Consider the following 24,958-nt stretch of genomic DNA (forward strand, 5'->3'; position numbering starts at 1 on the left):
AGTTTTCAGTTTCTAGTGAGCAGTAAAAAAAACATTATACCAATAAAAAAATCGTTAACAGTAAATTTGATTACTGTTAACGATTTTTTGTTATCAAGAAAGTCACTGATCACTCTTTTTTCCGATCACTGATCACTGCAAACTATATTTTCTTAACGTATTGTGTAATAATTACAATAGTTTGACCGTCGACTTTACCTTCAATATATTCGGCGTTTTCATGGTCTAGTCTGATGTTACGCACAGCAGTTCCTTGTTTGGCTACCATGCTGGAACCTTTTACTTTCAAATCTTTGATTAAAACGACTGAATCTCCAATTTCAAGAATCACTCCGTTGCTATCACGGTGAATTATTTTAGTTTCGTCTTCTTCGCCTTCACCAGTTGCTTGTGCCCAAGCTAAAGTATCTTCGTCTAAATACATTTGGTCCAGTAATTCTTGAGGCCATCCAGCTGCACGCAAACGACTTAACATTCTCCACGCGACAACTTGTACGGCAGTATGTTCGCTCCACATGCTGTCATTCAAACATCTCCAATGATTTAAATCTACGTTATCCGGATTTTCAATTTGGTCAATACACGTACTGCAAGACATAATACTTTCATCAAGTCCACCTTTTTTGGTTGGCAATACTTGATATACTTTTAGGTTTTCGGTTGCACCACAAAGTTCACATTTTGCTCCGCTACGTTTGCTTAATTCTCTTTCTATACTCATGTTTAATGGCTTTTATTTTTGGTGAAAGTACGGCTTAACAGCGCTTTTTACAAATTTATATTTTTTTGGGTTGCTGGGTGTTTAGCTTTTATTGTTCATTTTGACTATCGTTGCGTTTGTACTTGACAGATTTAATGATAGCTTTGTTAAACATAAATTGAAGTAGTATTAGAAAAGGCGAAAAAAATATTGGAAATAGAAATAAGGGGAAATGACATACAGGTTGAGATTTATCTTCCTTCAAATAAGAACTTATAAAATCGAACAACACAGAGTATGCTAAATTTACTATTCCGCTAAAAATATATGTCATCCATCTATTGGAATAATTTACACGATTAAAAATATGCGCCATTATGTATGGAATCAAAAAGAAAGGCGCAAAGATTAAAATTCCTTCCATAATTAAAAGTATGCTTAACGTGATTTAACATTTTTTGTAATACAATCTGGCATTTATTTTTGGAGAAGATACGGCTAAATAGTGCTTTCAGTAAATTTCTATTTTTAGTGCTATTTCACTCGAACTGCATCTGGAACCAGCATTTCATATTGTCCTCCATTGCGGATTACATCTCTCACAATGCTGGAGCTGATATACGAGGTTTTTGCTGCAGTCAATAAAAACACAGTTTCTATTTTTGATAAACGACGATTGGTGTGGGCGATTGCTTTTTCAAATTCGAAATCGGCTGGATTGCGCAAACCACGAAGAATAAAATCTGCTTTTATTCTATGGCACAAATCAATTGTCAAACCTTCATAGGTTATTACTGAAACTTTAGGTTCGTTTTTGAATGTCTCTTCAATAAAACGTTTTCTGTCTTCCAATGAAAACATATATTTTTTTTCGGCATTGATTCCAATGGCAATTACGATTTCATCAAATAAAGAAATACTTCTCTTGATGATGTCTTCATGTCCTAAAGTTATTGGGTCAAAAGAACCCGGGAATATTGCTTTTCTCATTGTATAAGATATAATTAAATCGCATTGATTTTCTTTGGGTTGAATTACGTTTTTCTCAGTGTATCTATTGCTTCGACCCATTCCGATTTTGCACAAACGCTGCACAGCGCATTTCCTGCTTTATGACTTTCCGTATTGCCGCAAAAGATGCAGGAATAAACGCCTTCTGCTGGAATCGTTTTACTTTTGAGTTTAAATAAAAAAGGCAGAATTGGCAATCCTGGTTGAACATCGTGGTCTTCATAGTAGAAAACACTGATTTCGCCACTAGTTTCCATGAATGCATTTTTCACCTGCCCTAAATGCTCTATTGATTTCAAACGGAGTTCTGAAAAGAATTCATCTTGAGCCAGACTTTCTTTTTTAAATGTAGCAATTGAAAATTTCCCTTCGCTGATGATACATTCGGTTTTTCCTTCTATAAACTCCTCAAATCTTTTACTTTTTCCGGTGAGCCAAGTTACTAATCGGTACAATAGGATAATGACCAGAAATACAGTTATGGGCGGAATGATACCAACTTCTTCATAAAACATAGGGTCTCCGGCTGCTGATCCTAAGGCAATTATGATGACCGTTTCAAATACCGATAATTGTTTCACGCCACGTTTTCCTGCGACTTTTAATGTCAATAGTAAAACGGTAAACATTATGGTGGAACGGAAAATAACTTCTAAAAGAAAGGATTCTGGTAGATCATTGTATAATAATCGGTTCCATTCAAAGATTTCTGTCATAATGGAAAGTTAGTTATTTAATGCCAATTCTATCGCGTTTGTAAATAAATCTTCCAATGAAATTCCGGCTGCTTTGGCTTGTTGCGGAATCAAACTTTCCGTTGTTAATCCTGGAATGGTGTTCATTTCCAACATGTGTGGTTCTCCGTTTACCAATATAAATTCGCTTCGGGAGAAACCTTTCATTTTGAGGACTTCGTAAGCGCGTTTGGCTATTTCGCTCACTTTTTGAGTCATTTCATCTGAGATTCTTGCCGGTGTGATTTCTTGTGATTTGCCTAAATATTTGGCTTCATAATCGAAGAAATCATTGTCAGAAACAATTTCAGTTATTGGTAAGACGGTTACTTTTCCTTTGTAATTAATAACTCCAACTGAAACTTCAGTTCCGTCAAGGAAACTTTCGATGATGATTTCGTTGTCTTCTTTGTACGCGACTTCTATTGCGATTGGTAATTCGGCTGCAGTTTTAACTTTGGAAATTCCAAAACTGGAACCCGCTTTATTGGGTTTTACAAAACAAGGCAAACCAACTTTAGCGACAATTTCTTCAGTATTGATAACATCGCCTTTGTTTAAGTAATAGGAAGTGGCAGTTTTTATTCCGTATGGTTTTAGAACCGATAATAAATCACGTTTGTTGAACGTTAAAGCCGCTTGGTAATAATCGCAGGAGGTTTGCGGAATATGCAATAATTCGAAATAGGCCTGCATTAATCCATCTTCGCCGGGAGTTCCGTGAATGGCGTTGAAAACACAGTCGAAAGTAATTTTGTTACCATCAACAATTACTGAAAAATCATTTTTATCGATAGCGAATTCGGAGTCGTTAGCATCAACATAAACCCATTTTTCTTTGAAAATATGGATTCGGAATCCGTTGTATTTCGTTTTGTCCAGAAATTGATATACGACGTTTCCGCTGATGAGTGAGATTTTATACTCGCTGGAATATCCGCCCATGATGATGGCAATGTTTTTCATTTTGTATCGTTTTGTTCTTAGTTGTTCGAATAAATAATAATGTGTTTTTAGCACTAGATTCTAGCCCCGATAGTAGTGGAAATCCTTTTTATCAGCCTTTTCGGCGGATAAAAAGATTTTAACGAATAGCGGGAAATAGCTCCAAAAAGCATTAAACAAAATTATCATTTTTTTTGGAACGAAATAGCTTTATCTTTGCCGCATATAAAAATAAATTTATGAGTTTACGTAAGTATCTTACCAGCCGTGTCTTTTTTGTACAAGTATTAATTGCGATTGCCATTATTGCAGCTTTGGGCTATTTGTTTATGCATTGGTTGACTTTTACAACTGATCATGGCAATGAAATTGCGGTTCCAAATTTGAGTAAATTGACGGAAGAGCAAGTGGAGGAAAAGCTGGACGAGTTGGATTTAGATTACGTGCTTTTGGATAGCGTAGATTATAGAAGTGATTTTCCGCAATATAGTGTTGTTGAGCAAGATCCAACGCCGGGTACAAAGGTAAAAGTAGGTAGAAAAATATACATAAAAATAAATACTTCAGGATTTTCATCTGTTCGAATTCCTGATTTAGTGAATAAAACATATCGTGAAGCGGTGCCTACTTTGAAAGCTTTAGGACTTGAAGAAGGATCGGTTACATATGTTCCAAATCTTGGAAAAGATATGGTATTGGAAATGCGTTTCAAAGGAAGAAACCTGAAAGCAGGGGACAGAGTCTTGAAATCATCCAAAATTGATTTGGTTTTAGGAGACGGAAAAATGAGTTACGAAGAAGAGGAAAAGGCTGCAGATACGCTTGTAGCACCAATAGAAGAAGAAATACCAGTTGATGAACAATAATATAGATACAATAGATTTAGAAGACGAGTTATTTGAACATTTCAGGTTTGAAGTTCCTAAAGGCCAAGCGTCCTTGCGAATTGATAAATACTTGATGAGCCTTATTCAAAATGCGACTCGCAACAAAATACAAACTGCAGCTACCGAAGGGAATATTTTTGTAAACGACGCTAAAGTAAAGTCCAATTACAAGGTTAAAGCCAATGATGTGGTTAGGGTTATGCTTACGCATCCTCCTTATGAAAACCATATTATTCCAGAGAATATTCCGCTTGATATTGTGTATGAAGACGATACTTTATTGTTGATAAACAAATTACCAGGAATGGTGGTACATCCCGGCCACGGGAATTATACGGGAACTTTAGTGCATGCGTTGGCATATCATTTTGATAATTTGCCAATGAACAGCAGCGAGCGTCCCGGATTAGTGCATCGAATTGATAAAGACACTTCGGGTTTATTGGTGATTGCCAAAACGGAAGCGGCGATGACGCACCTAGCCAAACAATTTGAAGCAAAAACTTCTGAAAGAGAATATGTCGCTTTAGTTTGGGGAAATGTCGTGGCTGATAAAGGAACAATTGAAGGAAACTTAGCAAGACACTTGAAAGATCGTATGCAAATGGCGGTTTTTGCTGATCCTGAAATAGGAAAACCTGCTGTAACGCATTACAAAGTATTAGAACGTTTTGGATACGTTACGTTGATTTCGTGCCAACTGGAAACCGGAAGAACACATCAGATTCGTGCGCATTTAAAACACATAGGACATCCTTTATTTAATGACGAGCGTTATGGTGGTCATTTGATTTTAAAAGGAACTACGTTTACAAAATACAAGCAGTTTATTGACAACTGTTTCAAAGCATTGCCAAGACAGGCTTTACACGCTAAAACATTAGGTTTTGTGCATCCTACAACCGGTGAGATGATGCGTTTTGATACGGAACTTCCGCAGGATTTGCAGGATTGTATCGAGAAATGGAGAGGCTATTCAAAATCCCATGGGACGGACGAAGTAGAAGAATAAAAATATGAAAAGTCCCGAGTTGGGGCTTTTTTTGTGGAAAGTAATTTGTATTACTTGTATTTAATGGCACACAAAGATTGTTATACTATAGGTTTCTTGGCATATTTATTGTTTGCCTTTTAGCTTTTGGGCTTTTTTACTCGCTTTCATTTGAAATGATATAATTTATTTAGATTTGTAAAGATGAACTTTATGGGATTCCATTATCTCACTATTTCAATTATGAAATATAGAAACAGGGATTCCTATAATATAAACTTAAAGGCTGCTAATTTAATTTTGTCACTATGAAATTTAAAAATATAAATACCATGAAATTGACACTGTTTATTGGTTTATCGGTACTTGTTTTAGGCAGTAGTGCGTATGGTTCATCTAAAACGGGTGGGTTTTCATCCCAAAAAAATGAAACTATTGTCAAAGATACCTTGGTAGATCCAATTGACAATAACACGTATTTGGGATACAAGATTGTCAATTTTGGAATGGGATTATTAGGAACACCTTATGTTGCAGCGGGCTGTAGCAAGAATGGTTTCGATTGTTCCGGATTTGTTTATTTTGTATTTAATAATTTCAAAATCAAGGTTCCGCGCAGTTCTTCACAGTTTAAAAATTTTGGCAAAGAAATTCCAATTTCTGATGTGAAAAAAGGAGATATTCTGTTGTTTTTGAGTCCTACCAGAAATGTTATCGGCCATATGGGCATCGTAACAAATCCAAAAGGAATGGAAAGTGATTTTATTCATTCTACCTCAGGTCGTGAAATGAAAGTAGTGATTACTAGTTTGAAAAAGCCAGGTTATACTCGTAGATTTGTAAAAGCAATACGTGTTTTGTAGATAAATTTTGTTTGAAATTCAGGATATGTTTAGCCTAAAGCAAATAGTTTTTAATTAAAACTAAACAGGTAGGTTTTTATTCTATAGTGTAAAATCACCAATGATAAAAGGAACAGTACTAAATTGAATGGTTGTTAATTAAAAGTTAAACCAATTAATACTATTCAATTTGTAGGCTCTAAAAATTATTTTTGGTATTGATTAACCACTAAATAACCATTAAATGAAGAAATTTTTCATTTTAACAGCAATTGCTGCTGCGATGCTTGTACCTACCGCCCAATTTGCCCAATCCAAAAGAAAAAAAGATAAAAATGCCACTGTAGTCCCGCCACCGGAAAAGAAACCGGAAGCCACGATTAAGGAATACAGCAAGGTAATTACTAAAGATGCCGTTTCTGACGATGGATTGTTTATCGTTCATAAAGTGGATAAGAAATATTTCTTCGAAATCCCAAATAAATACTTGAATAAAGACATGCTTTTGGTCAGTCGATTGGCTAAACTTCCAGCTAATTTAGGCGGCGGATATGTAAATGCCGGTTCCGAAACCAATGAGCAATTAATTATTTGGGAGCGTTTTCAAGATAAAATTCTGATTAAATTAAAGTCATTCAGTGCAGTTGCTAATGACAGTTTGCCTATCAGTATTTCGGTAAAATCCAATAATTATGAACCTACTTTATTTGCTTTTGATATTGTAGCGTTCAGCAAAGATTCGGCAAATACGGTAATCGATATGACTAAATTTTATGCCACAGACGTGAAATCAATTAGCGGTTTATCGGCTGATATGAGAGAAACGTATAAAGTAAAAGGACTGGATGAATCCCGCAGTTTTATCAATACAATGAAAAGTTTTCCCATGAATATTGAAGTAATTCAGGATTTTACCTATAACGCTTCAAAACCGCCGGTTCAGTCAGATTCGGAAACAATCAGTATCCAAATGAATCAATCGATGATTTTATTGCCTGAAAAACCAATGCAACCCCGATTAGCAGATCCGCGAGTGGGATGGTTTACGATGAATCAGATTGATTATGGAAGTAACGAATTAAAATCCGACAGTAAAACCTACATCCGCCGTTGGAAATTGGAACCAAAAGATCCTGTCGCTTATGCAAAAGGGGAACTGGTAGAACCGATTAAACCTATTGTTTATTATTTAGATCCTGCCACGCCTGAAAAATTACGCAAGTACATCAAGCAAGGAATTGAAGATTGGCAAAAGCCTTTTGAAACTGCAGGTTTTAAAAATGCGATTATCGCCAAGGATGCACCTACAAAGGAACAAGATCCTGATTTTAGTCCGGAAGACATTCGGTATTCGGTGATTCGTTACGTGGCGAGTACAACACGAAATGCGGTTGGACCAAGTGTTTCTGATCCTAGAACTGGAGAAATTATTGAAAGTGATGTGATTTGGTACCACAACCATTTGCGTTCTTATAGAAATCGGTATTTGTTAGAAACCGGAGCAGCAAATCCTTCGGCAAGAACATTAAATACCAGTGATGAAGAAATGGGAGAAATGATGCGTATGGTTATCGCACACGAAGTAGGACATGCTCTTGGTTTCCCTCATAATATGGGTGCAAGTTGTGCCTATGACACCGAAAATTACAGAAATGGTGAGTTTACACAGAAAAACGGAATCGCAGCGAGTTTGATGGATTATGCGCGTTTTAATTACATCGCACAACCTGGAGATAAAAACGTGCGTTTCATCCGCCAAATGGGACCTTACGATCATTACGCTACTAATTGGGGATACAGATTCATTCCAAATATGACTTCGCCAGAAGCTGAAGTACCGACATTAGACAAATGGATTATGGAAAAAGCGGGAAATCCTATTTATAAATTTGGATCGCAAAGTAGCAGTTTTGACCCGACTTCGCAAACAGAAGATATCGGAAATAATTCGATGAAAGCGGGTTCATACGGCCTTAAAAACTTGCAATACGTAGCGGCTCATTTACCGGAATGGACCAGTGATGTTACTAATAATTACGAGGATTTAGAGGAGTTGTACGAAGAAATGTTAGGCGTTTGGAGTAGATATGTAGGTCATGTGGTGACTAATGTTGGCGGCGTTTATGAAGCGACCAAAAAACCAAATCAAAAAGGAAGTATTTATGATATTGTACCAAAAGCAAAACAACAAGAAGCTATGCAGTGGTTGCAAGCCAATGCTTTTGCTTCTCCAACTTGGTTGGTGAATGTAGCTACATTAAAAAACATAAATTATGCAGGATACACAGAACGTTTCCGAAACTTGCAAGCCAGACATTTGAATAGTGTTTTGAGTTTTGAACGCCTTGGTCGATTAATGGATTCTGAAATATTGGGAGCTACTAATTATAAAGCTTTGGATTTATTGAGTGACATGCGCAAAGGAATTTGGAAAGAGGCTAATTTACCATCAAACGTAACGATTTATAGAAGAAATTTACAAAAGGCTTATATCGAAAGAATGGCGTATTTGATGAAAGAAGAAATTAAATCCGGTCGTCCATCTGATTTTTACAATGTAGCTCAGTCTGATTTGAGAGGATTGGTGAGAGGCGAGTTGAACGCTTTAAGAACTACTTTATCAGTAGCTAAAACTAGAGCTATAAATGTAGAAACAAAATACCATTATGAGGATGCCATCAAAAGAATTGAATTGATTTTAAATCCAAAATAATCAGAATATAAATGCTATTTCATCAAAAAAATCCGCTTTTGTAGCGGATTTTTGGTGTTATAAAAATAAATCTAGATTGAAGTGAACCATTTATTTCAAAGGGAAATTCGCTTCGAAAGTTTTGAATCTGTCATCTAAATCTTTTATTAATTGTTTTTTGACAGAAGCTTCTTTTATAAAACTATAATTGATACTGTTGTAGATATATTGCTTGATATCAGTATAAGAAACTTCTTTGTATCTTTTGGCTAACAAAACATATTGTTCGGTCATATTCGTGCGCAAAATCCCTGCATCATCGGTACTGATTACGATGGGAACGCCAAACTGTTTATACAAAGTAAGCGGATGACGGCTTTCTTTTACTTTTAAAATGAATTCGTTGCTCACTAAGTTAATTTCGATAGGAATGGATTTAGTTGCCATATGTCGCAATAAATCATACGAATCTTTCTCGTACGCCATATCGACTCCGTGACCAATACGATTAGCTTCTGCAGTATAAACGGCTGAGCCAATGTGCCACGTCAAATCTTCCGGTTGCACTAAACCCAGCGTCAGTTCGCCTGCATGCATCGTGTATTTTACATTTGGATAACGGGAATGACAATATTTAAACATTAGCATGTGCAACCAATAATCCTTCATCGAAGTTTCGCCATCTTCTGGAGAAACAATGTTAACACCCGCCATCAAATGACTTTGATCTGCCGAAATGAATGCGATTACCAGATTTTTGAATAAATCAACAGGTTCCATGAAACGTAATACAAAATTTTGATAGCGCATAGTAAATTGCTTATCATCAATTTTTAAATCGTTATGCATTTTTGACACAAAATTAGTATTGAATGTTTTGGCATAGGATTCAGCATCTTTTTTCAATAAGGAATTATACACGGAATCCAATGTTCTCAAAATTGCTTTTTCATCTTTTGCCAAAGCTAATTTTCGCAATCTGGAATTGAATTTCGTCAAATCATCCGTGTTCATTGCAGTTGGAATCGTAGATAGTTGGGTTTCGATGTAACTGACATTTTCTGAAATGGCTCTGTTTTTTAATTCCAATAATCCCTGTCCAAAATTCCCTTTTATGGCCGGTTCAAACTTCATAAAAGATTCAAAAAACAATTTGTCTGATGGATAATCCACATGATTATAGTCTTTTACGGACCATTTTTGCATTATTTTTTGTTTGTAAACGTCTAATGTTCCGTTGTTTTTCAAGTTCGAAAATAATTCCCAGTTTCCGGTTGCTGGTTTTTCTTTTAAAACATTCATCGTTTCGGTATTGAGATAAAAATCATCAGCAATCGCACGTTGTAATAATGGCTCCGCGTAAATCGAACCAGAAAAATGGTGGTGTAAATCGCCGCCTTTTGGCATTTGTGAAAAGAAAGCAGTTAATTCAGCTTCATTATTTCTAATCTTTTCAAAATAGTCATTCGTCGATTGCGAGTAACTGACATTTAAAAGAAGTGCGAAGAATAAAGTATGTAGTAATTTCATAGGTTTTTTAATTGTGTCGATAGTGTTCTGCTTGTCATTTTCATAAAAAGGTTTTCCATTTTAAAGATATTGATTCAAAGCTTTTTTAAATTTGAATTGAATGATGTGGAGTTAAAAATGCTTGTTTTATGAAAAAAAACGATAATTTTTGCCAAATTTACGCAATTTCACTTTCTGTTTGGGTAAACGAGTTAAAAGTTTTATTTTTGCAGCTCTAGTGAAAAACGTCATCCTAGTAATCTCAGAATGTACTCCGACCTGATTTAGAGTCTTAAAATCAAGGGATTTTCCCCAAAAAAGTTTATCGAAATTATTTTTCGATGCAATTTTGAACAATAAAATTGTATCGGAAGTTTCTTATTATAATTATTCATGAAAAAAGCATTTAATTTATTTGATTTCTCACAAAAAGTCAATTACAGAATAGAAATCTTGGCGGGATTAACGGTTGCTATGACCATGATTCCAGAATCCCTATCTTTTGCTATAGTAGCGGGTTTTCCTCCGCTGATGGGTTTATACGCTGCATTTATCGCCGGTTTAATTACGGCAGTTTTCGGTGGAAGACCTGGAATGATTTCTGGTGGAGCAGGAGCAACTGTTATTGTTTTAATCGCTTTAATGAATTCTAATGGACTAGAATATGTTCTTGCAGCTGTTGCCTTGGCTGGTGTTTTACAAATTTTAGTAGGTATTTTTAAACTCGGAAAATTTATAAGATTGGTGCCACAACCCGTTATGTTTGGTTTTGTAAATGGTTTAGCAGTTATTATTTTCATGTCGCAATTGAATCAATTTAAAGCAATAGTAAACGGGCAAAGTGAATGGCTTTCAGGAACTCCAATGTTGATTATGGCGGGATTAGTAGCACTGACTATTGGAATTGTGGTATTGCTTCCTAAAGTAACAAAAGCAATACCGGCTTCATTAGTGGCTATTATTGTGGTATTTGCATTGGTTTTTTTCCTTGGAATTGAAACTAAAACCGTGCGGGATATTGCTTCTGTGAGTGGTGGTTTTCCTCCATTTCACATTCCGAATATTCCAATAAATTTGGAAACATTGCAAATTATATTTCCTTATGCCTTAATCATGGCTTCTGTAGGACTAACAGAAGGATTGTTGACTTTAAATTTAGTTGATGAAATCACCGAGACCAAAGGAAATGGGAATCGCGAGTGTATTGCGCAGGGAAGCTCGAATATTTTAAATGGCTTTTTCTTCGGGATGGGTGGTTGCCCTATGATTGCGCAAACTTTAGTCAACCTTTCTGCGGGTTCCAGAGCGCGATTGTCCGGAATTGTTGCTGCACTGATGATACTTGTGATTATTTTATTTGGTGCTCCAATAATTGAACAATTGCCTATGGCGGCTTTAGTTGGTGTTATGATTATGGTGGCAATTGGCACTTTTGAATGGGCAAGTTTTAGAATCATCAATAAAATGCCAAAACACGATATTTTTGTTGGAGTATTAGTTGCGTTGATCACTATTGTATTACATAATTTGGCTTTAGCTGTTTTAATTGGAGTGATTATTTCTGCTTTAGTTTTTGCCTGGGAAAGTGCCAAAAGAATTCGGGCTAAGAAATATATCGATGAAAAAGGGGTGAAGCATTATGAAATATATGGTCCTTTATTTTTTGCTTCCACTACGGCTTTCTCAGAAAAATTTGATGTCTTTAATGATCCAAACGAAGTCATTATTGATTTTAAAGAAAGTAAGATTACCGATATGAGTGCGATTGATGCTGTAAATAAAATTACTGAGCGGTATGCAAAAGTCAATAAAACGGTTCATTTGCGCCATTTAAGCGCAGATTGCAGAACCTTATTAAAAAATGCTGACACCGTAATTGACGTAAATATTCTTGAAGATCCTAGCTATAAAGTGGTAATAGATTAGCGATTTAATTTATAGAAAGGCAAAAAAAATAGTCACAGATTCACCGATTATAATTTTTTTGACAAATTAAAAATCTGTAAAATTGTGGCAATAATCGATTTATAATGTAGAGCAAACTATATTTTCATCGCTTCAGCAGCTAATCGTCCCGTTTTCAATGCGGCATTTATAGAACCATTCAGTAAGTTGTCTCCACAAATAAAGAGTGTATCTGAGATTTTTATTTCAGAAGCATCAATCGTATTTCGCACACTTTCTTGAGTTGGCAAAGCATATTCAATACGATAGGCTTTCAGCATTTTCCATGAATTTACTTTTTCGCCATACCATTGTTTCAATTCTTGCTTCATGTTTTCTGCCAAAGTTGCGTCATCAACAGTTGGGATTCCATTGTAGGAAACGGAAATAAGCACTTTTCCTTTTGGCGCATACGCTTTGGAAACATTAGACATCACCGTCAAATTATTTACCCATTTTTTCTTAGTTGAAGCATTTAAAATCACTACTGCTTTTTCAGTAGGCGCTTCATTGGCTTCAAAATAAATATTAGTAACCTGATGCGAAGTCATTTTTTGCTTCAGAAAGTATTTTTGGGTAAGGTTGTTTGCGGTCGTAGCCAAAAGGATTTGGTTGGCCGCCATAACGGTTCCATCTTCAGTAATTACGGTATTGCCTTCAATAGTGGTTACTTTGGTATGGCATTGAATACTGCCTTCGGGAAGCATGGCGACCAATTGTTTGGGTATTTCTTCCATACCAAATTCAGGAACTGCCACATCTCCATCCGAAAACATTTTCATCACAAAATCGAACATTCTACGGGAAGTTTTTAGCTCATTTTCTAAAAAGATTCCGGAAAGGAAAGGTGCATAAAAACGTTCAATCATTTTTGGACTAAAACCATAATCCGCCAGTTGTTTCAGAGTTGTTTGTTCCGGTTGCTCGAAAATTTCGTCAATCGTTAGTTTTTGTAATTTATTTTTTAACCAAAGTGTATTGATTTTATCTTTTAACGTTCCAACGGGAGCAAAAAGAGTGGCAAAGGCCGCCGATGGTCTTCGGAATGGATCTGCTATTTCAAAACTGCCTCCGTCATAAAGAACGGTTGCTCCAGGTAACATTTTTTTTAGTTTTAAATCGGTATAATTCAGTAATGTTTGAGTTTCAGGATAAGCCGTCAACAACACTTGGAAACCTCTGTCTAAAAGAAAGCCTTCATGAGAATCGGTTTTTATTCTCCCGCCCGCCCGATCACTGGCTTCCAATAACAGTACTTTTCGTCCTTGACGATGCAAATGAACAGCGGCAGATAATCCCGCCAATCCCGCTCCTACAATAATTACATCTTGTTTCATAGTGTTGTGATAATGTTTGGCACAAAAATAAGCCAATTACCGTTTTAGAAGCACCCAAATAAGTGATAATTTAATTTTTATTAATGTATTTGAAGTTGCATCAATAAATCTGTTTGCTCGTCATTACCCATCATGAAAACGTGTTTGTCAAACACAACAAATCCATTTTTCGTATAAAATCGAATTGCTCTGTGATTTTCTTCCCATACACCGAGCCAAACAGAATCAACGTTTGTAATTTGCGCAATCTTCTTTACTTCATCAAGCAGTAGTTGTCCAATATTTTTTCCATGAAAATTTTGTAAAACATAAATCCGTTGTACTTCTAAAGCATTTTCGTTGAAAGATTCCGTTTGCGCGTCACCAAAATTTATTTTTAAATACCCAACAGCTTCTGTATCTGAATACGCTAAATAAAACTGAGAATTAGCATTGTTTAATTCATCCGTTAACTGTTCGGTATTTAAACTGTCTTTGATATAATTGGCAATATTTTCAGGTGTATTTACAGCTGCAAAAGTTTCAATGAAAGTTTGGATGCTTATCTTTTGGATTGTTTCTAAATCGGATACTGTTGCTTTTCTAATCTCAATCGTATTCATAATTATTCGTTGGTATTTTATTTTTCAAAAATAATTAAATTAGGAAACAATTCTCATTATCTATCGAACTATTAAACAAATCAATTTAATGATTCTTGATTTCTTGATTGCAATTAGTACTTTTGAGCGAACAAATAAAAAACGCTCAAAAGAGTATTGTCTATGAAAATTGTAATATCGCCAGCCAAGTCTTTAAATTTTGAGAAACAGTTACCAACTCAATTGCACACCGAACCTTCGTTTTTAAAAGAATCGCGTCAAGTTCATAAAGTTTTGAAAGAAAAAAAGCCTGCTGATTTATCGGATTTAATGAGCATTTCGGATAAACTGGCTGATTTGAACTGGAAGCGAAACCAAGATTGGAAAACCCCTTTTACGACTTCAAGTGCGCGTCCAGCTATTTATACTTTTGATGGTGACGTGTACATTGGATTAGACGCTTATTCGATTCCTGAAAAAAAAATTGAGGCTTTACAAGATCGTTTAAGAATCCTTTCCGGTTTGTACGGATTGTTGAAACCGTTAGATTTGATTCAAGCATACCGATTGGAAATGGGAACAAAATTACCCATTGGCGAAAGCAAAAACCTCTATGAATTTTGGAAACCTACAATTACTAAAGCATTAAATTGCGAACTCAAAGATGGCGAGTTATTTGTCAATTTAGCGAGTACCGAATATTTTTCGGCAATAGATGTCAAGGGGTTGAAAGTTCCTGTAATAACTCCGGAATTTAAAGATTACAAAAACGGAAAACTAAAAATAATCAGTTTTTTTGCTAAAAAGGCCAGAGGAATGATGGTGCGTTACATTATTGACACAAACGCTCAAACCATTGATGATTTAAAAGGATTTAATTACGATGGCTATCAGTTTGATGCCAATTTATCAGAAGGAAATCATTTGGTTTTTACGCGATAGTTAATGCACACCACTAATTGCTTTTTTACTAATGCATGGCATCGGCAGGATTGATTTTGTTTTTTCCTTTTTTGATTAAAAATATAATTGGAATACAACACAGAAACATAATTCCGAGATAGAGAAAAATATCCATATACGATAAAACAGCACTTTGTTTCATCACGGAATAGTCAATCACCTGATAGGCTTTTTTCAAAGATTCATTAGCAGTAAATCCTTTTGACATAAACCCTTTTTGCAACATCAAAACCCGCTCTTGCACCTCTAATCTGGTTGTGTCTAAATGTGAGACTAAATTTACTCTGTGTTCCTGACTAAATCGGGTGATAAAGGTTGTGATAATGGCAATACCAAAAGAGCCACCTAATTGTCGCATCATTCCTGTAAAGGCAGCACCTTCGCCAATATCTTTTCCTTTTAAAGTAGAAAGGGACAATGTAGTTATCGGCACAAAAAGGAGTCCTAATCCAATTCCTCTTAAAATCAATCCCCAATACAGATGCTCAACACCAGTACTTGGTGTCATACTATTGTGCATGATATAAGTAAAGAAAAAGAAAATCAAAAATCCAAGACCTACCATATAACTTTGGGGAACACCTCTTTGAAGTAATTTTCCAACAATTGGCATCATGAAAGCTGTGGTTATTGAACCTGGAATAAGTAACAACCCCGCATCTGTGGCAGTCCACCCTAAAATCGTTTGTGTGTAAATTGGAATGATTAAAGTGGAACCATAGAGTCCAAATCCTAAAATGAAACACATTACTGTTCCAATTCTTAAATTTCCATCTTTTAAAACACCCAAGTTGACGATCGGGTATTTATAGGTTAACTCTCTCCAAATAAACAGTACTAAACCAAAAACGGTAATAGTACTTAAAAGTATAATTGTTTTATTATTGAACCAATCGTCTTGCTGACCGTGTTCTAAAACATATTGCAAAGAACCAATAAATGCCGTTAATAGAAAAATCCCCAACCAATCGACTTGATTGGATTTTAACTTTTCGCCATATTTAGGGCTTTTTACAAAGGTCAATGCGAGTACGGTGGCAATAATTCCAAGTGGAATATTGATATAAAAAATATAAGGCCATGAAAAATTATCAACAAGATAGCCTCCTAATGGCGGACCCAAAGTAGGTCCAACAATGACACCCATTCCGTATATTGCCTGGGCCATACCCCGTTTTGCAACAGGATAACTCTCGGTTATAATGGTTTGTGCTGTCACTAATAATGCACCGCCGCCCAATCCTTGAATAAATCTAAAAGTGACAAGTTCCCAGATATTATCTGCATTTCCACATAAAAATGAGGCTATTGTAAAAATAATAATGGAAGTAACAAAATAATTACGTCTTCCAAATTGTTGAGAAAGCCAACTTGTCATTGGAATTACAATAACATTTGCAATTGCATAAGCGGTAATTACCCATGCGACATCGTTTAGCGTAGCACCCAGACTTCCTCTCATGTTCGTCAGTGCTACATTAACAATTGTGGTATCAACGATTTCGAGCAGGGTACAAAGTATTGCCGTAATCGTTATAAGAACTCGTCTATAGCCATATTCTACTAAATCGTCTTCTCCCGTTTGTACCATTTATACTAAATTGTAAACTATCATTTTCTTAAAAAGTGTTGTCGTTTTTGATATTGTGGAAGCCACCAAAAAAATAGATTTATTTTAAATGTACATCTACATCAACATTCATTCCCGGGCGAAGTAATTTTATTTTTTCAGGATCATTTGTCGCGTTTAAACTTATTTTGACAGGCAATCGCTGAATCGTTTTTACAAAATTTCCAGTTGCATTATCTGGTGGTAACAATGAGAATCGGGATCCTGTTGCAGGAGAAAATGATGTGACAGAACCTTCGAAATCATAACCTGGATAAGCATCTACTTTGACAGTCACTTTTTGCCCAATAACCATTTTGTTTAGTTGAGTTTCTTTGAAATTAGCAATTACCCAAGCTTCTTTGTTATTGATAATGTAAAATAACGATTGTCCCGGTTGCACCAATTGTCCCGGTTGAATATCAATTTTTGATACCTGACCGTCAATTGCAGCGGTTACGACGGTGTAAGTTAAATTTAATTTTGCAGCATCAAGCAATGCCTGTGCTCTTCTTATATTGGCAGCAGCAACTTCGGTTTGTTTGTCTGAAACTTTTGATTTTGCTACAATAACTGATTTTTGAAAAGCACTGGCTCTCTGTTGTTGTTGCAATACGCGTACTTGGCTTTCTGCTTCCAGTTTTGCTGCTAAAGCTTGCTCGTATTGTTGTTTTGTAATCGAATGGCTTTTGTACAAATTGTCATATCTTTTGTAATCACTTGTAATGCGATCCAATCTAATTTTTGCCGATTCGATATTTCCACCCGCTGATTGCACATTAGCATCTGAAACAGATATACTTGCTAAAGCACTTCCAATATCAGCTTTGGAAACCTCAAAATTGCCTTCAGCACCCACCATTGCAGCATTGGCTTCTTCAATTTTTAACTGATAATCTCTTTTATCGATAGTAAACAGGGTATCTCCTTTTTTTACAAAATCATTGTCTTTGATATACACTTTATCTACATATCCCGAAACTCTTGGAATAATCGGATTCATGTTTTTTTCAATTTGGGCATCATCCGTTTCCTCGTGAGATTGTGAATGGATGTATTTATAAGTCCCGTAAGAACCACCTAAAACTACCAAAGCCACTAGGATAATAATAAATTTTGTATTTGTTTTTTTCTTTTCCATGGTAGGTATGATTAGTTTTTTGAAATATTGAAGGTTTGGGATAATTGGCCTGTTACAGAGAGTAACTCATAGTATTTTTGAAAAGTATTGGCTTTTGCCAAAGCTTTATTAATCTTTGAACTCAGTTGTTCTACATCAGCTTCCAGTAAATCATTAGTATCCGAAAGCCCGTTGTCATATTTATCTTTTATGATTCGATAATTTTCAGAAGATTGCTCTACCGCTTGATCGTAAACTTTATTTTGCTTCAAGGATAAATCGTAATTTTCAATCGATTTTTGTACCTGAATTTTAATATAATCCGTTAGCATTGCTTCCGAATTTTGTACTTCTAAAAATTTGTTTTCTGCTAGTTTTACCAATGTTCCATTTTTAAGAATGGCGCTTAAATCGTAGGTAATTCCCACTCCAATATTCATTGCATTTTGGACCGTTATGACATTGCTTAAATCTAATGCGGTGTAGCCACCAATAATTGCAATTGCCGGATAGTAAGAACCTTTTGCTATTTTGATATTGGCTTCACTTGCTTTTCCTTGAAATCGTATAGCTTCCAGATCTTTACGATTTTCTAAAGCTAATTGATCATTTGTGGGAATAGTTGTAATTTGGAAATCAGCAAAATCACTTTCACGAATCTCCAACTTTGTTTCTGGATTCAATTTCAAAAGTGTAACCAAATAAAAGTTGATGATTTTCAAATTATTATACGTTTCATCTAAATTCAATTGAATTTTCGAGACTTGTAATTGTGATTTTAATAAATCATTTCTTGGGATAATTCCGTTTTTTTCAAGTTCTACAAAATCTTTTACGCGCTGTTGTGCACTTTTTTGATTTTCTTTCAGCAATTCAATTGTTTTTTGTGCTTTGTACAAACTGGTATAATAATCAATTACCCGTAAAGCAATTTCTTCTTTTGTTTGGGAAGCAGTTGCCATTTCAGCCTGATACAAATTTTCGTTAACAGCGATACTGTTTTGAATTTTAAAACCAGAGAAAATAGGAACGCTGGCATTCAACTGTCCAACCATTAATTGATTGACTATGGGAAGTTGTTGTGCGCTATTGCTTTGGTTCAGTTTGAAATCAACAGATGCATTTGCCAATCTTTGGTATTGACCTGAAAGTTTCAAATCAGGGTATTGGTTGTTTTTTGTGGATTGCAATTCGTACTTTTTGGTCTTTACTTTTGTATTGGCCAGCGTAACTTCATTGCTTTTGGTCCAAGCCAAATTAATGGCTTCGTTCAATGTTAAACTTGTTTTTTCTTGGGCTTCTATGGATGAAATTCCAATAAAGAAAATCCCAAAGAGCATGAATTGACTAACTTTCATATATTAGAAGTGCTTTTATAGTTTGTTGAATGTGCTTTGTCAAATTTGTTTTGATGTAATTATTATACAAATCTTCGGTTTTTAGGTTTAGTAAATTTTCGAAGAAAGGTTTATTCATGTGAAAATGAAAGAAAGTCCCCAGAATGGTGGGTGTGATAAGCGGAATTATAACATCTTTTCTAAAAATGCCTTTTTTCTGACCTTCTTCGATAATAGCTTCAAGGGATTTTAAATTTCCTTTTTTTAATTCAGAGAAAGCCTGAAGATTTTGTTCTCTTTTTTTGGAAGTAAATTCGAAGTGTAAAATTCTGTAAATTCCTCTGTTACTATTGATTCTATTGATGTACAGTTCAATCAGTTTGTTGATTTTGTCTATAGGTTCCAGTTCTTCCTGTAACAAATTATCCAATTGATTTTTAAGATCCGAAGTTCTGTAAACAATAAGCGATTCCAGTAAACGTTCTTTGGAACCAAAGTAGTACGAAACCATGGCAATATTGATTTTTGCCACTTTTGCTATGTTTCTAATGGAAGTACCATCAAATCCTTTTTCTGCGAAAAGTATTTCAGCAACTTCGAGAATTTGAATTTGTTTGTCGTTAAAATTACTTTTCAATGGAATCAATTTTTTCAAAAACAAAACTAAACAAGCGTTTAATTTAAACAACTGTTTAGTTTTAATTTAACATATTTTTAACATTTTAAATTGAACAAGTATAAAATTTGTAATAGCACTAATCTTCTTCTGAAATTGTGAATATCTATTTTAGTAATGCTGTTGTTTTTTTTCTTTTAAATCTATCTTTGACATCCTTAAAAAAAAAGAAATGAGCACAACTTGGTACGAATGCAAAGTAAAATATAGAAAAACGGATGAAACTGGCGGACAAAAGATTACGACAGAACCGTACTTGGTAGACGCGTTATCTTACACTGAAGCCGAAAGCAGAATCAATGAAGAAATGTCAGCGTATATAAGTGAAGAATTCAAAATCACGAATATAAAAGTGGCTAATTATGCAGAGATTCATCCTTTCGAAAATGCAGACCGTTGGTTTAGATCCAAAGTTTCTTTATTGGCCTATGACGAAGAAAGCGGTAAAGAACGCAAAACTAATATGTATTTATTAGTGCAAGCCAATGATGTAAAAGAGGCTTACGACAACACCATTAGCGTGATGAAAGGTACTATGGGCGATTATACCGTTCCTGCAATTTCAGAATCTCCTATTATGGATGTATTTCCTTATTTCAGTGGGGAAGAAGGAGAACTTGCACAATTAGAAAGATTCAATGCGCTGAAAGCATCAAAACCGGAAGTAGCTGCGGAAATCGAGGATCACATGGAATTTGAAACTGCTCCCGAAGAAGAAGCTGTAGTTTAAGATTGTTTTAAAAAAACTCACCGCAAATTCGCAAATTATTAAAACAGTTGCTAACTGTTTTTATTTGCGAATTTGCGGTTTTTTAATTTTAATCAGTTTTGTTTGTGTAATACTTTCTCGAATGCTTTTCTTGGGCTTCCTCTAAAATAAACTTCGCCACAATAGGTATAACCTAAGTTTTCAAAAATTTTCATCATGGCGATATTATCAAAATTTGTGTCTGCTTTTACACTGTAAATGTTGTTGCTTAGCGCAAAATCTTCTATGTTTTTTAGCATCAGTTTTGCCAGTCCTTTGCCCAAGTAATTTTCAGAAATGGCTACGCGGTGCATGACAACAAAATCATCATTCGTTAACCAGTTTCCTTCAATTGTAGCATAAGCAGGCTCGTAATTAATAAGCACGGCACTGTAACCGATGATAGTTTCTCCGTCTACTAAAACAAATCCTTCTCCTTTTTCAATGTCTTTTTGTATGACTTCAGGATTTGGATAACCGTCTTGCCATTGGGTACTGCCATCTTCTTTTCGGCGTTGTATAGCTTGTTGTAAAATTTCCCATATCGGAGCTATTTCAGATAGTTTCGCTTTTCTAAAGTGATAATTCATTATTGTAATTTGAGTTTTCAGTTATTGAGTGTGCTTTAAAAGTACAAAACAAAGTTTGAATTTTGAATAATCTGTATCATGGAATGCGCAGCATTCACGAGAAATTTATTTTTTTAGAAGATCACTTTGCGGAGCTGAGCTGACTTTTATGTGTTTTGCTATTTCTTTGAAAGATACCAATTAGCAAAAAACATTATTCCAATTGATGTAATTAGGATTAATATTTTGCCGCAGATCGCACTACTGATGTAAAAAGAAACTATAAAATAAATAATCAGTCCAATGAGTAAAATTGTGATAATATTTTGCAATGCTAACAACGTAATCCCAATAACTTTACTTAAAGGATTAAAATGCGAGAACTTTCTAAAAAAAGTAATTTCATCTTCAACTTTAGAGATTAGTTGGAAAAGCTCTATGTCAATTAATGAAATTGTTTCTTTAACTAAAGCTTCGTTACCGTTTTCATCAATTGATAATCTTAAACAGTTGTCCAGAATTATTTTACTAAGGTATGCCGATTTTCCATCTTTAAGAAGAAGATCTTGAATCTGCTCTTTATAAACTTTGGTTTCATCATCATTTTTAAAATATAATATTAAACTTAATCTATTCTTTACTTCAGTAAGAATCTCGATACGGATGTTAAAAGTTTTTTCAAATGTTATTTTTGAATCATTTATGGGTTTTTCAATTGCACCTTTTATAATCCATGCCACGAAAGCTATTAAACTTGTAAGAAGAAATACAAGTAAATTTGAATCCACGTCTTTTAAAACTTCTATTTCATCCATTTGTAATCTTTCTTTTGTTTAAAAAATGATATAAAAGCAATTTTTATGTGTTTAAAGATACTACCATCTTTTGAATAATCATTTTCTGGATTTTCATTTCTTAAAAAAGCGAAAGTTGTGTCAGCATGATGCACTACAGCTAATCTCTCTTCATTATTATTAGTTGTTCCAGTCTTAAGAAATGCATTTTCAATATCCAAACCAATTTTAGTTTTGAAAATTTTGTTCATAACTTTCATTAAGTCTTTCTTTTGGCTATCTAAATTTTCACTTAGGAAAGAGTTGTAAATACTAGCTAATTGATAGAGCGATATCCCGTTTTTTGTCGCACCTAATATGCTTGAAGGAAATAATTCATTTTGATTGATACTCAAGGTTTCTGAAAGAAACTCGAGAGTTTCATTTATCCCAACTTTTTCAGCAATGTTTATAAAAGAGTTATTATTAGAATGAAATAATGCTTCATTTATATTTAATTGCGAATCAACTATTGTAGCTTCTCTTACACTCCAGTTCAAGGTATTACTTTGAGAATTAAATTTCTCTGTATCATTAATTCCAATTTTTTTAGCCAAATAATAAATGAATGGTTTCAATGTCGATCCGACATTTGACTTGAAAAAAAAGGGATAATCAGATCCATAATAACTAGATAAACCAACAACCTTTTTATTTTTTATGATTATAACCGAGGTAGGATATTTTGAATCTCGAACAAACTGTTGAGCAAAATTTTGATATTGAGGCACTAGTGTAGAAATAATTATCTTTTTCTTCAAATCAATCTTTTCAGTGATGAAAGGTATTGTTCTGTTTTTAATAGAAATTATTTTATTATTTGCAACTTTGATGATTCGGTTATCAATTTTGTTTTGCTGATTTAAATTTATCTTTTGTTTGTCATATAATAAATTAGAAAGAAGTCTCATCCTAGAATTGGCTTTAGCAACATTTGCGATATAATAATTGGGACCTCTTAAGATTGTTATAAGATACAAAACTTCTGAATAATTTAAAGCTTCCGGCTCTTTATCAAAATAGCATAAACTTGCACTTCTTAATCCACGTATATTCCTACCAAAATAGATATTATTGAAATATAGATTTAGAATTTCGTCTTTCGAAAATTTATTTTCCAGCTCTCTCGCTTTCAATGTTTCTCTAATTTTTCTAGATATTGTTTTGGAGTTTTCTCTCAATAAGTTTCTTGCAAGTTGCTGAGATATTGTGCTGCCCCCTTCTAAAACCTTTAGATGGACAAGGTTTCGAAATAATGCTCTTGTAATACCCTTAAAATCAATCCCAGAGTGTTCAAAAAATCTTTTGTCCTCAATTGGAACAATGAAATCTTTAAATATAGTAGGGATTTTTGACAATTCGGCTTTACACTCATAATCATCGGAAACAACAGCAAATGCCTTTCTATCGCTGTAATATTTATTATAAATTACAAATCCTTCAAATTCTTTATCCATAGAAAATAGTGAGTTTTCAGTAAGCACAGCACATAATTAATAAATAACTCTGACATTTTGCGACCTATCACCCCAAATTTAGATAGATCTGTTAAATTCAGTTTTATTCGATACGCTAATATATAAAAATTATCTTATAAATTACAAACGTACAAGTGTTTAAAGCGTAAAAAAAAACGGCGTTTAAATGAACTTTAAACGCCGTTTGATAATGCTAAAAGAAATTTATTTATCGAATCGCTTTTACGAACTCTTCAATTTTTTCGGTTCCGTTTTCGGTTAGGTGCTGAATGAAAGCGCTTCCTATAATTGCTCCTTTGGCAAATTGTGTGGCTTGGTTGAAGGTTTCCTTGTTGTTGATTCCAAAACCAATTACTTGAGGATTTTTCAGATTCATGTCGGCTATACGTTTGAAATATTCTTCTTGAGCGCTTCCAAAACCAGTTTGTGATCCCGTAACACTTGCGGAACTTACCATATAGATAAATCCATCGGATACGCTGTCAATAAAATGGATTCGTTCTACAGAAGTTTGTGGCGTAATCAAGAATATATTCTTCAATCCGTATTTTTCGAAAGTAGCTTTGTATTCATCGGCATAGACATCAACGGGAAGATCAGGAATAATTAATCCGTCGATGCCAATTTCCGCACATTTCTGACAGAAATTCTCGATTCCGTATTGTAACATTGGGTTAAAATATCCCATAATCACTAAAGGAATAGCAACCGTTTTACGAATGTCTTTTAGTTGGTCAAACAAAACTTGTGTTGTCATTCCGTTGTGTAAGGCTTGTGTAGAACTGGCTTGAATGGTTGGTCCATCGGCCAATGGGTCACTGAACGGCAATCCGATTTCAATCATGTCCACACCATTTTTTTCTAAATCCTGAATGATTTGTACGGTATCGTTGAGGTTAGGATATCCCGCCGAAAAATAAATGGAAAGTATCTTTTTAGTCTCTTGTAATTTTTGATTTATTCTGTTCATTGTTGTATTTTTTATTCCATTTTCAAGGTTTTTGCCTTGGAGTTTAAATTTAAAAGTTTAGATAGCGGCACTATATGCCCAAGCTTTTTGGTTGGATTGTAACTGTACTTCCACGCGTCTGTAATGTAATCCCTCGTACAAATCCGTTTGGCGAAGTTCTTGTGGCGAAACAGAATACACCATTCCGTTGATGGTATCTTCCGGTTTTTGTGTTTCCGTAATAATGGGATAGTGGACTATTCCAAATTCTTCTTCGATTTGGATTTCTTTCACGATGTAACCAATCAATGTTTCAGGCGTTCCGTCAAGAATACGTCCAAAAAGATCTTTTTGAATATCCTCATTTTGTAAACTTCCGTAAGCGAATAATTTTTCCATAGTTTCTATTTTGAAAATGTGAACTGAACTTCATTTTGTGTTGTCGACTTTGCGTTAAGGATTACAGTGAAAATCCTTTTTTATCTCGTTTTTTAACGAGATAA

At 34.6% G+C, this 24,958-nt stretch carries 23 protein-coding genes; 7 read left to right on the forward strand and 16 right to left on the reverse strand.

Going from position 1 to position 24,958, the window contains the following annotated elements; all coding sequences use genetic code 11:
- Positions 1-142: 142 nt before the first annotated feature.
- The 4 genes from BMX64_RS05520 to BMX64_RS05540 all read right to left on the reverse strand — a co-directional run bounded on the left by BMX64_RS05520 (position 143) and on the right by BMX64_RS05540 (position 3,411).
- Positions 143-721 (reverse strand): PhnA domain-containing protein, encoded by a 579-nt coding sequence (locus BMX64_RS05520; protein WP_091168072.1) that lies wholly within the window; start codon positions 719-721, stop codon positions 143-145.
- Between the two features lie 513 nt (positions 722-1,234).
- A complete protein-coding gene (gene coaD, locus BMX64_RS05530; protein WP_091169019.1) occupies positions 1,235-1,690 on the reverse strand; it encodes a pantetheine-phosphate adenylyltransferase in 456 nt (151 codons plus the stop codon).
- Positions 1,691-1,734: 44 nt separating this feature from the next.
- Positions 1,735-2,427 carry a DUF421 domain-containing protein gene (locus BMX64_RS05535; protein ID WP_091168077.1) on the reverse strand — a complete coding sequence of 231 codons (693 nt, stop codon included), beginning with the start codon at positions 2,425-2,427 and terminating at the stop codon, positions 1,735-1,737.
- A gap of 9 nt (positions 2,428-2,436) precedes the next feature.
- Positions 2,437-3,411, reverse strand: a complete 975-nt coding sequence (locus BMX64_RS05540; RefSeq protein WP_091168080.1) for a D-alanine--D-alanine ligase — start codon at positions 3,409-3,411, stop codon at positions 2,437-2,439.
- Positions 3,412-3,629: 218 nt separating this feature from the next.
- On the opposite strand from BMX64_RS05540, the gene BMX64_RS05545 reads away from it, so the two are divergent.
- From BMX64_RS05545 to BMX64_RS05560, 4 genes are all read left to right on the forward strand, one after another.
- Positions 3,630-4,256 carry a PASTA domain-containing protein gene (locus BMX64_RS05545; RefSeq protein WP_091168084.1) on the forward strand — a complete coding sequence of 209 codons (627 nt, stop codon included), beginning with the start codon at positions 3,630-3,632 and terminating at the stop codon, positions 4,254-4,256.
- Positions 4,246-5,289 (forward strand): RluA family pseudouridine synthase, encoded by a 1,044-nt coding sequence (locus BMX64_RS05550; RefSeq protein ID WP_091168088.1) that lies wholly within the window; start codon positions 4,246-4,248, stop codon positions 5,287-5,289. Before BMX64_RS05545 ends, BMX64_RS05550 begins: the two co-directional genes overlap by 11 nt.
- A 311-nt stretch (positions 5,290-5,600) precedes the next feature.
- Positions 5,601-6,131, forward strand: coding sequence for a C40 family peptidase (locus BMX64_RS05555; RefSeq protein WP_167543024.1), 531 nt, complete (start codon positions 5,601-5,603; stop codon positions 6,129-6,131).
- Between the two features lie 223 nt (positions 6,132-6,354).
- The gene (locus BMX64_RS05560; protein ID WP_091168096.1) at positions 6,355-8,823 is read left to right on the forward strand and encodes a zinc-dependent metalloprotease; all 2,469 of its coding nucleotides are present in this window, start codon (positions 6,355-6,357) and stop codon (positions 8,821-8,823) included.
- A gap of 90 nt (positions 8,824-8,913) precedes the next feature.
- Here the strand turns inward: BMX64_RS05560 and BMX64_RS05565 are convergent, their stop codons facing one another.
- A complete protein-coding gene (locus BMX64_RS05565) occupies positions 8,914-10,332 on the reverse strand; it encodes an amidohydrolase family protein (RefSeq protein ID WP_091168099.1) in 1,419 nt (472 codons plus the stop codon).
- A gap of 372 nt (positions 10,333-10,704) precedes the next feature.
- Here BMX64_RS05565 and BMX64_RS05570 point away from each other — a divergent pair, with 372 nt between their 5' ends.
- Positions 10,705-12,237: a SulP family inorganic anion transporter gene (locus BMX64_RS05570; RefSeq protein ID WP_091168102.1), complete on the forward strand. Its 1,533-nt coding sequence runs from the start codon at positions 10,705-10,707 to the stop codon at positions 12,235-12,237.
- Positions 12,238-12,353: 116 nt separating this feature from the next.
- Here BMX64_RS05570 and BMX64_RS05575 read toward each other — a convergent pair whose 3' ends face one another.
- Both BMX64_RS05575 and BMX64_RS05580 read right to left on the reverse strand, forming a co-directional pair.
- Positions 12,354-13,628 (reverse strand): NAD(P)/FAD-dependent oxidoreductase, encoded by a 1,275-nt coding sequence (locus tag BMX64_RS05575; protein WP_262987360.1) that lies wholly within the window; start codon positions 13,626-13,628, stop codon positions 12,354-12,356.
- A 44-nt stretch (positions 13,629-13,672) separates the two neighbouring features.
- Positions 13,673-14,194 (reverse strand): GNAT family N-acetyltransferase, encoded by a 522-nt coding sequence (locus BMX64_RS05580; RefSeq protein ID WP_091168109.1) that lies wholly within the window; start codon positions 14,192-14,194, stop codon positions 13,673-13,675.
- 162 nt (positions 14,195-14,356) lie between these two features.
- Between BMX64_RS05580 and yaaA the strand changes: the two genes are divergently transcribed.
- Positions 14,357-15,115, forward strand: a complete 759-nt coding sequence (gene yaaA / locus BMX64_RS05585) for a peroxide stress protein YaaA (RefSeq protein ID WP_091168113.1) — start codon at positions 14,357-14,359, stop codon at positions 15,113-15,115.
- 28 nt (positions 15,116-15,143) lie between these two features.
- Here the strand turns inward: yaaA and BMX64_RS05590 are convergent, their stop codons facing one another.
- From BMX64_RS05590 to BMX64_RS05605, 4 genes are all read right to left on the reverse strand, one after another.
- Positions 15,144-16,727, reverse strand: coding sequence for an MDR family MFS transporter (locus BMX64_RS05590; RefSeq protein ID WP_091168117.1), 1,584 nt, complete (start codon positions 16,725-16,727; stop codon positions 15,144-15,146).
- A gap of 79 nt (positions 16,728-16,806) precedes the next feature.
- Entirely contained in the window at positions 16,807-17,886 is a 1,080-nt protein-coding gene (locus tag BMX64_RS05595; RefSeq protein WP_091168120.1) for an HlyD family secretion protein, read from the reverse strand.
- An 11-nt stretch (positions 17,887-17,897) separates the two neighbouring features.
- Complete coding sequence (locus tag BMX64_RS05600) at positions 17,898-19,223, reverse strand: TolC family protein (protein WP_091168124.1); 1,326 nt, start codon at positions 19,221-19,223, stop codon at positions 17,898-17,900.
- A complete protein-coding gene (locus BMX64_RS05605) occupies positions 19,213-19,839 on the reverse strand; it encodes a TetR/AcrR family transcriptional regulator (RefSeq protein ID WP_396180369.1) in 627 nt (208 codons plus the stop codon). The genes BMX64_RS05600 and BMX64_RS05605 overlap by 11 nt, the downstream gene beginning before the upstream one ends.
- Before the next feature lie 211 nt (positions 19,840-20,050).
- Between BMX64_RS05605 and BMX64_RS05610 the strand changes: the two genes are divergently transcribed.
- Entirely contained in the window at positions 20,051-20,608 is a 558-nt protein-coding gene (locus BMX64_RS05610) for a DUF4494 domain-containing protein (RefSeq protein WP_091168128.1), read from the forward strand.
- A gap of 92 nt (positions 20,609-20,700) precedes the next feature.
- Here BMX64_RS05610 and BMX64_RS05615 read toward each other — a convergent pair whose 3' ends face one another.
- The 5 genes from BMX64_RS05615 to BMX64_RS05635 all read right to left on the reverse strand — a co-directional run bounded on the left by BMX64_RS05615 (position 20,701) and on the right by BMX64_RS05635 (position 24,854).
- The gene (locus BMX64_RS05615) at positions 20,701-21,216 is read right to left on the reverse strand and encodes a GNAT family N-acetyltransferase (RefSeq protein ID WP_091168131.1); all 516 of its coding nucleotides are present in this window, start codon (positions 21,214-21,216) and stop codon (positions 20,701-20,703) included.
- A gap of 158 nt (positions 21,217-21,374) precedes the next feature.
- Positions 21,375-22,010, reverse strand: a complete 636-nt coding sequence (locus tag BMX64_RS05620) for a hypothetical protein (RefSeq protein WP_091168135.1) — start codon at positions 22,008-22,010, stop codon at positions 21,375-21,377.
- On the reverse strand, positions 21,998-23,485 hold the full coding sequence (locus BMX64_RS05625; protein ID WP_091168138.1) for a transglycosylase domain-containing protein: 1,488 nt from the start codon (positions 23,483-23,485) through the stop codon (positions 21,998-22,000). The genes BMX64_RS05620 and BMX64_RS05625 overlap by 13 nt, the downstream gene beginning before the upstream one ends.
- Before the next feature lie 229 nt (positions 23,486-23,714).
- The gene (gene trpA / locus BMX64_RS05630; protein ID WP_091168142.1) at positions 23,715-24,476 is read right to left on the reverse strand and encodes a tryptophan synthase subunit alpha; all 762 of its coding nucleotides are present in this window, start codon (positions 24,474-24,476) and stop codon (positions 23,715-23,717) included.
- Between the two features lie 57 nt (positions 24,477-24,533).
- Positions 24,534-24,854 (reverse strand): gamma-glutamylcyclotransferase family protein, encoded by a 321-nt coding sequence (locus BMX64_RS05635; RefSeq protein WP_091168144.1) that lies wholly within the window; start codon positions 24,852-24,854, stop codon positions 24,534-24,536.
- Positions 24,855-24,958: the final 104 nt, after the last annotated feature.

This window comes from Flavobacterium sinopsychrotolerans, from assembly GCF_900110375.1.
In the GTDB taxonomy this organism is placed as follows: domain Bacteria; phylum Bacteroidota; class Bacteroidia; order Flavobacteriales; family Flavobacteriaceae; genus Flavobacterium; species Flavobacterium sinopsychrotolerans.

Coding starts and splice junctions, on each gene's coding strand:
- BMX64_RS05520 (WP_091168072.1), bottom strand. CDS start 721: ATGAGTATAGAAAGAGAATTAAGCAAACGTAGCGGAGCAAAATGTGAA.
- coaD (WP_091169019.1), bottom strand. CDS start 1,690: ATGAGAAAAGCAATATTCCCGGGTTCTTTTGACCCAATAACTTTAGGA.
- BMX64_RS05535 (WP_091168077.1), bottom strand. CDS start 2,427: ATGACAGAAATCTTTGAATGGAACCGATTATTATACAATGATCTACCA.
- BMX64_RS05540 (WP_091168080.1), bottom strand. CDS start 3,411: ATGAAAAACATTGCCATCATCATGGGCGGATATTCCAGCGAGTATAAA.
- BMX64_RS05545 (WP_091168084.1), top strand. CDS start 3,630: ATGAGTTTACGTAAGTATCTTACCAGCCGTGTCTTTTTTGTACAAGTA.
- BMX64_RS05550 (WP_091168088.1), top strand. CDS start 4,246: ATGAACAATAATATAGATACAATAGATTTAGAAGACGAGTTATTTGAA.
- BMX64_RS05555 (WP_167543024.1), top strand. CDS start 5,601: ATGAAATTGACACTGTTTATTGGTTTATCGGTACTTGTTTTAGGCAGT.
- BMX64_RS05560 (WP_091168096.1), top strand. CDS start 6,355: ATGAAGAAATTTTTCATTTTAACAGCAATTGCTGCTGCGATGCTTGTA.
- BMX64_RS05565 (WP_091168099.1), bottom strand. CDS start 10,332: ATGAAATTACTACATACTTTATTCTTCGCACTTCTTTTAAATGTCAGT.
- BMX64_RS05570 (WP_091168102.1), top strand. CDS start 10,705: ATGAAAAAAGCATTTAATTTATTTGATTTCTCACAAAAAGTCAATTAC.
- BMX64_RS05580 (WP_091168109.1), bottom strand. CDS start 14,194: ATGAATACGATTGAGATTAGAAAAGCAACAGTATCCGATTTAGAAACA.
- yaaA (WP_091168113.1), top strand. CDS start 14,357: ATGAAAATTGTAATATCGCCAGCCAAGTCTTTAAATTTTGAGAAACAG.
- BMX64_RS05590 (WP_091168117.1), bottom strand. CDS start 16,727: ATGGTACAAACGGGAGAAGACGATTTAGTAGAATATGGCTATAGACGA.
- BMX64_RS05595 (WP_091168120.1), bottom strand. CDS start 17,886: ATGGAAAAGAAAAAAACAAATACAAAATTTATTATTATCCTAGTGGCT.
- BMX64_RS05600 (WP_091168124.1), bottom strand. CDS start 19,223: ATGAAAGTTAGTCAATTCATGCTCTTTGGGATTTTCTTTATTGGAATT.
- BMX64_RS05610 (WP_091168128.1), top strand. CDS start 20,051: ATGAGCACAACTTGGTACGAATGCAAAGTAAAATATAGAAAAACGGAT.
- BMX64_RS05615 (WP_091168131.1), bottom strand. CDS start 21,216: ATGAATTATCACTTTAGAAAAGCGAAACTATCTGAAATAGCTCCGATA.
- BMX64_RS05620 (WP_091168135.1), bottom strand. CDS start 22,010: ATGGATGAAATAGAAGTTTTAAAAGACGTGGATTCAAATTTACTTGTA.
- BMX64_RS05625 (WP_091168138.1), bottom strand. CDS start 23,485: ATGGATAAAGAATTTGAAGGATTTGTAATTTATAATAAATATTACAGC.
- trpA (WP_091168142.1), bottom strand. CDS start 24,476: ATGAACAGAATAAATCAAAAATTACAAGAGACTAAAAAGATACTTTCC.
- BMX64_RS05635 (WP_091168144.1), bottom strand. CDS start 24,854: ATGGAAAAATTATTCGCTTACGGAAGTTTACAAAATGAGGATATTCAA.